The sequence below is a fragment of the Chryseobacterium sp. GTID13 genome, from assembly GCF_056172655.1.
Genome location: NZ_JAOCMB010000005.1, coordinates 1,542,368 through 1,554,870 on the forward strand (window position 1 = coordinate 1,542,368; position 12,503 = coordinate 1,554,870).

The window sequence follows — 12,503 nt, forward strand, 5'->3', positions numbered from 1 at the left end:
TATTATCTACCAGTTTGTAAAATACAGCTTTTCAGGCATTTTATCTGCATAATAAGTCCTCATGCTCTTAATTTGTTCCAGCACTTCCGACATGGCATCCTGTATGGTCTTATATCTTAAATTTTCTGAAAGAGCAAAGCAACAAATATTTCCTTCTTTCCACAATGTAAATTTATGCAACCCCAAATAAGCATGAATATCTGCACTGTATTGTGTAAAATCTACATAGTAGTATAATGATACATTCAGTTTTCCATCAGCCTGAAATATCAGTGTGACATTATCTTCATCCGGAAAAGGATAAAACCTGATCGCTATTTCCTTTCTGGCCCAATTCTTATTATTAATGTGATAGCCTCTGATAGCCGTTTCACTTTTGATCTGCTCGGCCAATCCTTCAATATAATGATCCAGTCTGTCTTTAGCCTCTAAAATCCTGGAAAAATTTTCTTCAATGAATTCTGTAATGTTCTGTTCCATTTTCAATTTATTTTTGTCTGAGAATTGTAATAAAAAATCATTTACAAAAAAGTCCCATTTGTCATTTAGTTTTACCAAGGGATTATTCAGTATCTTATAAAATGTATACTGAATATTGATGTACTTCCAACCAGAGGGTACATGTTCAGTTTTATAAGACATGATTACAAAAAACTTTTCCAGATGGGGATATTTTGAATTTATATCGTCTGCATAATCATCCAGAGGATTATTTAGGGTATGAAATATTTTATTTTCGAACAGAATTAAATACCTGTTATTATACAGTATCAGATCAATACGGTTTCCCAGATTTGTTGTATGCTGTGTAGTGGTATTGCATTGATCAATAAAGCTATCAACAATTTCTTGGGAAAAAGAATCTTTTAAAAGATATTTAAGAAATAAACTTCGTCCCTTATATTCAGATCTTGAATCCAGAATATAAGCTAAAACATCAGTAAAAGGGTTCTCGTAAAAGCCTCTGGTTCCGATATCAAATATGTTTTTTTCTTTATCAAAAATAAATTGAGGAATTGAATTAACAGATTCTCTCAACTCATCTATGGTGTAGTTCATCTATGAAATAAATAAAAAATTTATTGTTCTACCAGCTGTATATCAAATGACTGCTGAATAAGATCCATTACATCATCTATTTCAGAAATATTTGAAATTGTGATTTCTACATTTCCATTGCCCCATCTTCCTAATCCTGTAACATCCTTACAAAGATTTAAAGGATCATTAATTTCATCAAACTTCATATTGAGCATTAATCTCAACCTTGATTTCTGAGGTTCAATATCTACGAAATTAGTCACCGTTTTGTAGGCTATATATAATTTTTTAAACTCTTCTTTTACGGATGAATCTATATTTAAAATGCGCTTTCTTAAAGCTTCATACAGCTCTAATACATCTCCCTGTAAAAAAGTGAAATGCTCTCTGGTGTAATGAACAAGTTCCTTTTCGGATGTTTTCAAATAAGTATTTAATATATTTTCATCCAGTCCGGGAGAATCCCATATTTTACAGGCTTTTTCAGCTAGTTGTGTCGCTCTTTCGTTAATTTCTCCTTCAGACCAGGTTGAAACAGATCTCAAATAAGAATTTAATCGGAGTGGAGAATCATCGAAACCTCCGTCTATACTTTTTTCTGAGCAAAAGGGCGGTCGCTCAATTCAGAGTTATAGCCTGTAAGAGTAAGATTACCTAATGTATGTAAATAGTTTTTCTGGATATCTTTCCAATGCTCTCCCAACATATTCTTCCAGTCAGATGAAAGATTAGGATTTTGGGGTAAAATATGTTCAATGGTATATTCATCAACATTGACAAACTCTTTACGTTTGTAGTTTTCAAGCTGACTTAGCAGATAATTTCTAGATCTGAAATTATAAACATCTTTTGATACAATTTCTTTTTTAAATTCAGTGTCATCCGGAAACCGTTTATAAGAATCCAGTAACTGGAATGCTGCCTGAACGCTTATAACATATTGTTCTTTATTTACCGATCTGTAAAGATTAGCAAAGGTTTTATTCAAACTGTTTGTCGGAATGCCACAGATAGCTCTTCTGAATACATAACTTTCAACCAGTTTCAAAATAATAATAAGCTCTTCTTTCCTAAGAATACCCAGAACAAAATCATTGTATACCGGCAGCACAAAAGGATAGGCTACATCTACTCTGAGCCTTAATATATTATTAAACAGAATCTGCAGGTCCTTATCTTTCTCTTTTCTGAGAACCACTTTTGCATAGTGAGTGGTATATATGAAAAGATCTTTAATAATCTCTTCTATATCGTTTGTAGATTTATCTGAATTCACATACAGCTTAAACTCTTCATATACCTGATTGATACGAGGAATCCTGCCCGTTTTTACTGATAAATAATCTCTCATAAATCCGTCAAACCTTGAAGCATATTCATTCCCAAACGCCTGCTCCATAGGAAACCAATAATTTTCATAAAGTTTATTCTGTAAAGTGATCTCTTGCCCCATCAGCACATAATTACGGATAAGATCTGCCTGGGAAAGATCCAGACCTGTAGAGTTCATACTTTCGAAAATTAATTGTGGATTATCTTTATCTTTTTCCAAAGCAACATCTACAATAAACAGTCTAAGTACCCCATTGTAAATATCTTTAACATTATCTATATTAATTTTAGAAACAAAAAATTTGTAATTTTCTACAACCCTGTTAAAAACATCTTCCTGCGGAACTTCATTCAGCAGATCAATATAAGACTGTTTATCTCCTCTGGTGAGCATTAGTTTGTAGCGCAGATCATTATCTTCATCCGCATTCAGTAAATAATAATTAAAAAGTTTGTTAGCACTTGTATCAATATCCACCTTATTTTTCTTCAGAAAATGAGCCAACGCCATCATCAGAATAGAAACTGTAGTTAAACGCTGCTGCCCATCAATGACCAAAAGTTTTGGGACATCCGAAATCGTATGAATATCTTCCTGAAAATAAACGATAGAACCCAGAAAATGGCCCTGCTGCTGATCGTCTTTACTGATTCTCAAAATATCTTTCAAAAGCTGGTCACATTGGGTGAGCTGCCAGCTATAAGTTCTCTGATAAATAGGGATCACAAATTGCCTCGGCCCTTTAATAACGCTTAATAAATTAGCGGATGATGCTTTCATTCGTATTGTTTTAAGCCACAATGATAGGAAAAATATATAACTCTTCTTTACGGGAAAACGTAATTTCTCAACAAAACCACGCATAAAGTACCTTCCCCCTTTTCATAGTTTCCATAAAAGGTTAAATAGTATCTGTATTTCATAAGCTCCAAATCCTGTTACAACCCTTTTTTCCCTTCCATCCAATACGCCTGCGATCTTATACACTTAGCATCCACACCCTTTGTTTTGAGGAATTTCCGGACTACAGACATTGTATTTCCGTTTCCGGTAAGATAGAAAACCGCTTCGTTATGGTGGACGGCTTGTTTTTCTTCCTTCAAAAAGTCGTTTAAAGCTTCTATAATGTTCTGTATATCATTTTTAGGAGCATGATAACCATATAATCCAAGCTTTTTCAGGGCTGAAGATTCTTCCAGTTCGTGAAGACAGGCAAATGAACCTCCCGTTTCTTCCGCTGCCTCTTTGATGGCCAGAGAACTTCCAAGCGAAGTTTCATCACCTATCGAAAAATGAATTTCTGCATTCGGCTCAAAAAAACGTTTTCCCCGGGGCATTAAAATTTTCGTAACATCCCCTTCTGAGAGATGATACGCAAAACTGCTTCCAACAGAATCGGTATTATGAAGATGGAAAAGCACATCGAAAAATCCTTCGTGCTTATTAAAATTAAAAGGTGAATAATTACGGTAATCCCTTTCGTTAACTCTCATTCCAATGGCATAAGCAGGTTCAAAGGCGACATCCTCCAGATCAGAAGCAAAACGGACAAGCCGAAGATCTTTTGAAATATTTTCGGTATGGATAACAGCACATTCTTTAAATTTCGAGGACATGACATTTTCTAAAGTATCATTGATCCATTTTGGTAAGCTTGGCATAAAAAAATTTTAGTACAAAGGAAGCTTCAAAATGAAAATGAACCGATAGCTGTTTCAGGGAATTAGTTGGACAATTCGCGGGTTATCCTCTATTCACTTTTTTGTTACGGAATTCTGACGGCGGGCAACCTTCAGCCTTAGAAAATAATCGGGAGAAATAGGCATGATCACTATACCCGAGGTCATAAGAAATTTCTTTCACTGATAGCTGAGTGAAAGATAAAAGCCTTTTAGCTTCAATTAAAACTTCCTGATGAATCCAGTATTGTGCAGATCTTCCTGTGACTTCCCGGATGACATCAGTAAGATGGCCGCGGGAAATATTCAAAGCTTCTGCGTAAGATGATGGACTTTTCATGGTTTTAAATTCTTTCCTTACGAGAACCCTGAATTTCCTTGCTAGCTGAACCGTCCGGCTTTCACCGGATATCCCGGAATTTTTTCAGCTGAAAAAATCATCGCATACATCCCTGTATAAGCATTTATTAAAGACCGGATGACTAAAAAACCTTCTTTGGTTCCCAGCATTTCTTCTGTACAGGACATTTGAAGCATCCCGGCACATGCACTGAGCTTTTCAGTCCAGTTTTTATCAATTGAAATAGGCTGGATATCGACCAGAGTTTCCTCAAAAACAGATCTTACAGAATCCGGAAGCAATTCTGCTTTCACAGCAATAAACCATCCGGTGACGTTTTCCATAAGAATACCTTCGTGAACCTGTCCCGGCAGCAGAAAGAAAACAGCTTTATCCTGTGCTTCTATCATCTTAAAATCAACCATCATTTTGGCCACACCACTTTCCAGAAAAGTAAAAATATAATGACTGTCCCGGTGAATCCCTTTATCAAACAGATTATCCTCCGTGCTGATGGTCCGTTTCTCAATTCTTTCGACCAGGATGCCATGCCGGGTAATGCCGCTTAAATCATATGTTGGGATGGTCTGCTTCATTACCTGATTTGAGTTTATTTAGCTTTTGAAAAGGCCATTTTTACCGCTAAAAACATTAAGACACTTGCCATAAACCACTTCTGAACCTTAACCCAAAAGGATTTCCTGCAAAAAATGCCGCAACTCTTGCTGCAGTCAGTACGATGATAAAGTTGATGCTGAAGCTCACAAAAGCCTGGATCACTCCCAGTTCTAAGCTCTGAGTCAGTACCGAACCGTATTCAGGTTTAATAAACTGCGGAAAAAAGACAGGTAAAATACGGCAACTTTCGGATTCAGTACATTCGTCAGAAAACCAACTGTGAAAAGCTTTCTGGAACTGTCATGTGAACCGTTTTTATCGACTTCAAATATATTCTTGCTTTTAGGCTTAATTGCCTGATATGCCAGATACAAAAGATAAACCGTTCCAAGTGTTTTCAAAACTGTATAAGCGAGCGGGACAGCCAGCAATACTGCCGTAAGCCCGAATGATACCATAATGATATGAAAGAGAAAACCGCAAACTATTCCGGCCAGCGAAATCATTCCTGATTTTTTCCCTGTGTTATCGATTTGGAAATCAGATAGATCATGTTTGGGCCGGGGCTTATCACTAATATCAGTGCTGCAAGGATAAAAAATAAGAGTTCGTGGAATGGAATCATCTTGTAATCATTTAGTTAAAAATATCTCTGGAAGCCATTTTTTCCTCTGTAAAGAAAATCATCGGACAAATATAGATGTTTCCTATGATTAGTAGGTTTTGTTCTCAATTGATTTTCTCTCTTTAGATCTTAATTTATTAAAGCTCAATTATTAACCATAAGAATACAAATCTGCGTTATCTGTAAAATCTGCAAAAGACTTATATTCTTTTGTCTTGAAACAAAAGAATCAAAAATTCAAGACTTGGAAACCTCCGCTAAAAATGAATCCTGTTCTCTAAAAATTCTAAAACTCGTGCGGATTCAATATTGTTGCTTCGGCTCTATATTTGTGCCGCACTCAGACAGTAGAATTTTCTTAACGTTCACAGGATACATTTTCTTAACGCTACAGTTTCCTATGTCGATATGCCGCTGTTGAAAAGCTTCATCAACTGTGTCAGTCCTATAAATATTTGACGCAAAAACCTGTGTAATCTGTGAAATCTGCGAGAAACTTAAATATATTCTTTTGTCTTGAAACAAAAGAATCAAAAGTTCAAGACTTGGAAACTTCCACTAAAAATGAATCCTGTTCTCTAAAAATTCTAAAACTCGTGCGGATTCAATATTGTTGCTTCGGTTCTATATTTGTGCCGCACTCAAACAGTAGAATTTTCTTAACGTTCACAGGATTCATTTTCTTAACGCTACAGTTTCCTATGTCGATATTGCAGCAATGTAAAAATTATTCTCAAAACATCTGTGTTGATCCTTAAAACCCGTAGCTCAAAAATCTGCGTTATCTGTAAAATCTGCGAGAGACTTATATTCTTTTGTCTTGAAACAAAAGAATCAAAAGTTGAGGACTTGAAACTTCTGCTAAAAATGAATCCTGTTCTCTAAAAATTCTAAAACTCGTGCGGATTCAATATTGTTGCTTCGGTTCTATATTTGTGCCGCACTCAAACAGTAGAATTTTCTTAACGTTCACAGGATTCATTTTCTTAACGCTACAGTTTCCTATGTCGATATTGCAGCAATGTAAAAATTTAATGTAAAAAATACAATCATCTAGTAAACAGCAATTTAAACATAATCCGTATTTATACTGTAAGGGATATTTGGTTATTTACACTCTAAAATTCATCTCTTTTTCTTCGTTCCTTTGGATTGTTCAATAACAAAAAATTTCAAAAAACAACCAAAAACAAAACCCATGGAAACAATTCAAATTACACAGACTGAAGTAGGATTCAAAGATCCGTTCGAACGCGTTATTTTTTCTGAAAAAGCAGGAGGAGAATCTAAAGAATCTTATTCTATTGAAGTATCAGGTGAAGGGCAGCTTACAGGATTATCTTATACTGTACCTCCGTTCACTCAGGGAAGAATCACTGCATCTCTTCAGGTATCTGCCATGTCCAGCCAGGATGTGAAAAATCTAAATGACCTGGCAATGGGTATGCTGGATGCCAGTTATAAAGAGCAGGTAAAAGAGTATGAGAAAACTTCTGCCAGTGCCAATTTATCTGTCTGGACCTGGTTTTTCGGCGGCGGCGGGGCTTCTGCTTCTTATGAAAAAACCAAAGAGACAATGAAGTCAAAGGGGCTTACAGAACAACAGATCACTCAATTAATGGATGCATTTCTTGAAAAAGCTAAGCAGATGTCTACTGTAAATATTGACTTCTATGTTAATAATTCAGCTAATGACTATGCAGTTTCCGGAGATCTGTATCTGTATACGGTTTCAGGAACAATCAAGACTGAAAAAGGTACTGCACAATATCGTATGCTGGCTGATCAGGCATCTGCCGGCGGTCCTCCTCCTGCTGGTGGCGGAGCTCCTTCTTCGGGGACTATTAAACTGAACTAATATTAAGTTGGTGAGGAAATAAATTCGGAACGGCTTTGCCGTTCCGAATTTTCACAAATTGATTAATCACTTATCTATCAACCAATAAACAACAAAATCATGAAACTAAGTAAAGAAGACATCATCCTGCACGATAAAATGGCAGAAAAGTTACCCGAGCTTGTTGAAGAATATTTCAAAAGACCGGAAATAACCTCTTTGGGCGTTTCATTAAAGACTGTTAATGATAAATTAATCAACAGTTTAAGCTACACTTTCGGGGTAAAAAGAAACTTCCTCTTTCACAGGTTAAAAATGCTATTCCTTCTACCCTTTTTGGATTTCCTACAGATGTAGTTGAGTTTGAAATTCAGGACAATCACCTGGCTACACCTGATATGGTGGCAGATGCAACCAGAAATGAAAAAACAGATCCATTGATCGGCGGAATCAGTATCTCAGCAAATGGAGAACTGATGCAGGGCGGAAAGGCAATTGCGGGTAACGGCACGCTGGGAGTTATGGTCAATAAAAAGGGAGACAAAAATCCTTATATGGTTACCTGTGCCCACGTATTGGTTGGGACCACTACCAAACTGGATTCTGATGTATGCCAGCAGTCTAAGTGGCAAACGACTTTAAACTATTGCCATGACTGCGCTTCGTTAAAGGAATATTATTATGAAAACGTATTTTTCGACAGAAATTCCGTCACTATAGATGCCTGGCTGGACTGTGCAATTGCAAGAAAAGGATATTTCAGGAATGCTGATATAGGAAAAGTATACGGTGTTGGCAATACCATTACAGGATTTGCAGAGATCAGCGCTGCCCTGATTGGTGAAGAAGTAATGAAGAGTGGAATTACCTCTGAAATTACAACAGGTGAAGTAAGAAGTATTACCGAGTCCTTAAAAGCTAAAAATTTTGACGGGAGCGAGGTTATTGCCCATAATGTCATTACCATAAAAGGCGATGCAGGAGCTTTTTCAAAACCGGGCGATTCAGGGGCAGCAGTCTTTAAGACAAGTGATTCCACAATGATCGGTGTACTTTATGGAGCCGGTGCTACAAGCGGATTGGGTCTGACTTCCCCAATCGATGCTGTTTTAAGTAAATGGCCCGATCTTCAACTGTAAAAATCCATTATTCTATTGTATTGGCTGGATGTAAAATACAAAGCAATACAAAGCTTTTCTGCATTAAGCCAATACTGTTTTATCAATAATCTATACAATCATCAGTTTGTATTGAAATACTTCTTAAGATCTGAAATACTTCCTATTTTAAGATCCTGAGCCTGTTTTCTGCGCATCATCAGTGCATAGGAATTATTAAATCCAAGTGGTTTCAACCATTGAATTCCGTATTGTTTCCGGAATTCAGAGTTGACGTATTGGTAGGTTTTATCAGCACTTTGGGTCACTGTTTTAAGCGTTTCCGGTGTAGGTTTTAAAAGCACCAGAAGCCCGGTTCCTGTGTATTCAGGATAAAAATCGATGGCGTCATTCACCAGAGCATCAAAACAGATTTTGGTTCCTCCCAGCCCGGTCTTCGTTTCCGCTTTATAATCGGTATAGCCTTCAATCAGCATTTTATACATTTCTGTGAGAATGTACTGTTCTCCAAAGATTTTTGACCCAATGCGTACTGTTCCTGAATTGCCTTTCCTTGAAGGTTTATAGAGTTTATTTTTAACTAAAAAATCCTTTGCGATCTTTTCCGGGGTCTGTTTCAGATAATCGGATTTATAATTCAGATCGGTCATGATGGAATCATTGAATTTACCTTCCAAAAGGTTCAGTGTTTTTTCCAGATCAGGAAATTTCTGCAGGGTTTTGGTTTTAATAACCGGAGCAGCGAAATAAGGCGGAAATATTTTTTTATCATCATTCAAAACATACAGATCAAAGGCTTTGATCCTGCCGTCCGTAGAATATCCACTGATGAGATCCAGCTCTTTTTCATAGGCTGCTTTGTACATAATAGCATCGTTTACCACCACAGGATTTACATTAAGCCCGTACACGGACCGCAGGCCAAGGTCTCCATCCTGCCTTCCCATAAATTCGGGAGTAAAACCAGCCTTAATTTTATTCCCTGAAACAGATTTGAACAGATAGACTGCTCCAATAAGGATTAATAAGGCAGGGATAATATATTTTAATTTCCGAAACAGGCGATATCCTGATCTCTGCACCACAGCAATACTCTGATCCAGCAAAACCGCCAGTAATGCTGCCGGAATTGCCCCTGCCAGGATCATATTGGTATTATTCAATGAAATTCCTCCGAAAATAAATTCACCCAGCCCCCCTGCAGCCACAAACGAAGCTAAGGTAGCCACTCCGACATTGATGACGGCTGCAGTTCTTATCCCTGCAATGATCACCGGCATTGCCAATGGAAGTTCCACCTTAAAAGAAGCTGGCTCCTGTTCATTCCCATTGCCTTTGCAGCTTCGATAACGGTTGGATTAACGCCTGTGATTCCTGTATAGGTATTGCGGATGATGGGTAAAAGAGCGTAGATAAGCAATGCAACAATAGCAGGTGTAGCCCCGATTCCAAAAGCAGGAATCATGAAGCCCAGCAAGGCAATACTTGGAATAGTCTGCAGAATTCCGGCTGCCCCCAGAACAGGGCTGGACAGCTTTCTTTTCCTGGCAATCAGAATTCCCAAAGGTACACCGACGATAATGGCCAGAACCAGCGACAAAAAAGTAAGTCCCAGATGTTGTACAATCTGTGTGAGAAGTTTGTCCTGCTGTTCAATAATAAACTGCCAAAGGCTTTGCTGCGTCATACAATCTGTAATTTTCTGTAATCATTAAATGCCTTGATCAGGTTTTCGTAATACGGAGTATTTTTATGATCCGAACTTAATTTTTGAAGGGCATTCCAAACACTTGTATTTTCATTAAAACCCAATTCTGAGTTTGGGACAGTACCTGTATCTTTCAATGTTGCTATTTTATATTCAAGTAAAAGCCTGTTTTCAGCAAAAAAATCCGTGACAAAATCATTTTGAGGATGATAAAGCATTTCTTTTGGCGTTCCGGTCTGAATAATTTTCCCTTTATCCATTAAACAAATCCGGTGGCCCAGCTCAAAGGCTTCCTGCACATCATGGGTAACAAGGATGGTTGTCTTATTTTTAAGCTCTTCCAGGGATTTAAATTCAGAATGAATATCAGCTTTGGTAATATTATCCAACGCTCCGAAAGGCTCATCCATCAGCAAAACAGGAGTATTGGCAATCAAAGCCCGGGCAATTCCTACTCTCTGCTGCTGTCCACCACTGAGCTCATCGGGAAACCTCGAAAGTACGTCTTCGGAAAGATGAAGCTTATGCAGAAGTTCAAAGGTCCTGTTTTGGGTCTTTTTTTGTCCCATTTCAGGAGTTCGGGAACTACCGCAATATTCTGTCCGATGGTATAATGAGGAAACAAACCGGAATGCTGCATCACAAAGCCTATTCCCATTCGAAGTTCTTCCGGTTTCTGATCGCGGATATTTTTGCCGTCAATGAAAATATTCCCGGAATCTGCTTCTATGAGTCTATTGATCATTTTAAGCGTTGTCGTTTTGCCACAACCGCTGGTTCCGAGAAGCACCAGAATTTCCTGATCATTGGCATGAAAGGAAATATGGTCAACTGCCGGTTTTCCGTTAAAATTCTTTGAAACTGATTCTACTGTAATCATAGGTGTAAATTATCGGGCCAGCCTGATTCCTGTAAACTGCCATTTCAAATTGGTCTGGAAAAAATTACGGTAGGTATTCCTGCTATGACCGGGAGGCGTGGCATCCGAAGCACCACGTAAAACCATTTGATTAACCATAAATTTTCCGTTGTACTCTCCCACTGCTCCGGCTTCTTTTTTAAAACCGGGATAAGGCAGGTATGCGGAATTGGTCCATTCCCAACGGCTTCCCCAATCGAAGTGTTCTGAAGCAGTCTCCCATTCGGCCTCGGTAGGCAGGCGCATTCCTTTCCAGGATGCAAAGGCGGAGGCTTCATAAAAATTGATGTGACAAACGGCATCATTCAGGTGTATTTCCTGTAAGCCGTTTAAGGTATAAGTCATCCACTGACCATCAATATAATGCCAGTACAGCGGCGATTGAGCGTTATTTTGCTTCACCCAGTCCCAGCCTTCGGCATGCCAGTGTCTGAAATCGGTATACCCTCCTGCCTCCATAAATTCCAGGTACTCTTTGTTGGTAACCAGTCGGTCTGCAATTTCAAAATCCTGAAGATATACTTTATGCCTGCCAAGCTCATTATCAAAACAAAAGCCTTCCCCATTAAAGCCTATTTCATAAACTCCTTCGGAAAACTTAATCATTTCAATGTTCCCGGGACCAGCTTTCGGTGTAATCATTTCAGATCTGTAAGCAGGGAAAAGCGGATTATGTCCCAGAATATATTTGATATCAGTAATTAAAAGTTCCTGATGCTGCTGTTCATGGTTAAGACCCAGTTCTAAAAGCGGTTCAACGGCTTCAGTCATAAACCGGCTTTGAAGAAAGATTTTCATATGCTCGTCCACATACCTGCGGTATTTATAAATATCGGAGACGGAAGGCCGGCTTAAGTTCCCACGGTCGGTACGGATTACTCTTGCTCCAATGGTTTCGTAATAGCTGTTAAAAACAAAATTATATTGCGGATCGAAAATTTTATAATCGGGAAAATTAGGTTCCAAAATAAACGTTTCGAAAAACCAGGTGGTGTGGCCGAGGTGCCATTTCGGAGGACTTACATCTACAATGGGCTGTACAACATAGTCCTCTATTTCCAGAGGGGCACATATTTCTTCGGAATGTTTCCGGATATCGGTATATTGTTTTACTAAATCTGATGTTGCTATGTTTGGAGTCATTTTGTTGAGTTTTAGTAGTTACGTTATGATTGATTCTTATGTTTTTCATTCTCGCGGATTAAGCAGATTGAGCAGATTTTTTAAAAATGGTTGAATCTGTGTAATCTGATAGATCTGTGGGAGATCTTATTTATTTTTTTAC

13 protein-coding genes and 2 pseudogenes are annotated in these 12,503 nt (G+C 37.9%); 3 read left to right on the forward strand and 12 right to left on the reverse strand.

Features of this window, described 5'->3' with window-relative positions:
• Positions 1 to 6 precede the first annotated feature (6 nt).
• From N4G44_RS13640 to N4G44_RS13670, 7 genes and pseudogenes are all read right to left on the reverse strand, one after another.
• Positions 7 to 1,059 (reverse strand): PD-(D/E)XK nuclease family protein, encoded by a 1,053-nt coding sequence (locus N4G44_RS13640; protein WP_474927673.1) that lies wholly within the window; start codon positions 1,057 to 1,059, stop codon positions 7 to 9.
• A gap of 20 nt (positions 1,060 to 1,079) precedes the next feature.
• Positions 1,080 to 1,586, reverse strand: coding sequence for a DUF5655 domain-containing protein (locus N4G44_RS13645; protein WP_474927675.1), 507 nt, complete (start codon positions 1,584 to 1,586; stop codon positions 1,080 to 1,082).
• Between the two features lie 41 nt (positions 1,587 to 1,627).
• A complete protein-coding gene (locus N4G44_RS13650) occupies positions 1,628 to 3,154 on the reverse strand; it encodes a DUF262 domain-containing protein (protein WP_474927676.1) in 1,527 nt (508 codons plus the stop codon).
• A 158-nt stretch (positions 3,155 to 3,312) separates the two neighbouring features.
• On the reverse strand, positions 3,313 to 4,035 hold the full coding sequence (locus tag N4G44_RS13655) for a siderophore-interacting protein (protein WP_474927677.1): 723 nt from the start codon (positions 4,033 to 4,035) through the stop codon (positions 3,313 to 3,315).
• An 82-nt stretch (positions 4,036 to 4,117) separates the two neighbouring features.
• The gene (locus N4G44_RS13660; protein ID WP_474927679.1) at positions 4,118 to 4,393 is read right to left on the reverse strand and encodes a helix-turn-helix domain-containing protein; all 276 of its coding nucleotides are present in this window, start codon (positions 4,391 to 4,393) and stop codon (positions 4,118 to 4,120) included.
• Positions 4,394 to 4,434: 41 nt separating this feature from the next.
• Entirely contained in the window at positions 4,435 to 4,989 is a 555-nt protein-coding gene (locus tag N4G44_RS13665) for a hypothetical protein (RefSeq protein ID WP_474927680.1), read from the reverse strand.
• A gap of 14 nt (positions 4,990 to 5,003) precedes the next feature.
• Positions 5,004 to 5,636 (reverse strand): annotated as a pseudogene (locus N4G44_RS13670) (LysE family translocator).
• A 1,198-nt stretch (positions 5,637 to 6,834) separates the two neighbouring features.
• Between N4G44_RS13670 and N4G44_RS13675 the strand changes: the two are divergent.
• From N4G44_RS13675 to N4G44_RS13685, 3 genes are all read left to right on the forward strand, one after another.
• Positions 6,835 to 7,494: a hypothetical protein gene (locus N4G44_RS13675; RefSeq protein WP_474927682.1), complete on the forward strand. Its 660-nt coding sequence runs from the start codon at positions 6,835 to 6,837 to the stop codon at positions 7,492 to 7,494.
• Between the two features lie 99 nt (positions 7,495 to 7,593).
• On the forward strand, positions 7,594 to 7,830 hold the full coding sequence (locus tag N4G44_RS13680) for a hypothetical protein (RefSeq protein WP_474927683.1): 237 nt from the start codon (positions 7,594 to 7,596) through the stop codon (positions 7,828 to 7,830).
• A 41-nt stretch (positions 7,831 to 7,871) separates the two neighbouring features.
• Positions 7,872 to 8,612 carry a chymotrypsin family serine protease gene (locus tag N4G44_RS13685; protein ID WP_474927685.1) on the forward strand — a complete coding sequence of 247 codons (741 nt, stop codon included), beginning with the start codon at positions 7,872 to 7,874 and terminating at the stop codon, positions 8,610 to 8,612.
• Between the two features lie 101 nt (positions 8,613 to 8,713).
• On the opposite strand, the gene N4G44_RS13690 is transcribed toward N4G44_RS13685, so the two are convergent.
• The 5 genes and pseudogenes from N4G44_RS13690 to egtB all read right to left on the reverse strand — a co-directional run bounded on the left by N4G44_RS13690 (position 8,714) and on the right by egtB (position 12,361).
• Positions 8,714 to 9,739 (reverse strand): glycine betaine ABC transporter substrate-binding protein, encoded by a 1,026-nt coding sequence (locus N4G44_RS13690; protein ID WP_474928341.1) that lies wholly within the window; start codon positions 9,737 to 9,739, stop codon positions 8,714 to 8,716.
• Positions 9,728 to 10,278 (reverse strand): annotated as a pseudogene (locus N4G44_RS13695) (ABC transporter permease); the annotation flags it as partial. The gene N4G44_RS13690 and the pseudogene N4G44_RS13695, both read right to left, overlap by 12 nt.
• A complete protein-coding gene (locus tag N4G44_RS13700) occupies positions 10,275 to 10,868 on the reverse strand; it encodes an ATP-binding cassette domain-containing protein (protein WP_474927688.1) in 594 nt (197 codons plus the stop codon). The gene N4G44_RS13700 and the pseudogene N4G44_RS13695, both read right to left, overlap by 4 nt.
• Complete coding sequence (locus N4G44_RS13705) at positions 10,751 to 11,179, reverse strand: ATP-binding cassette domain-containing protein (RefSeq protein ID WP_474927689.1); 429 nt, start codon at positions 11,177 to 11,179, stop codon at positions 10,751 to 10,753. Before N4G44_RS13705 ends, N4G44_RS13700 begins: the two co-directional genes overlap by 118 nt.
• Before the next feature lie 9 nt (positions 11,180 to 11,188).
• Positions 11,189 to 12,361 carry an ergothioneine biosynthesis protein EgtB gene (gene egtB, locus N4G44_RS13710; protein ID WP_474927691.1) on the reverse strand — a complete coding sequence of 391 codons (1,173 nt, stop codon included), beginning with the start codon at positions 12,359 to 12,361 and terminating at the stop codon, positions 11,189 to 11,191.
• Between the last annotated feature and the right edge of the window lie 142 nt (positions 12,362 to 12,503).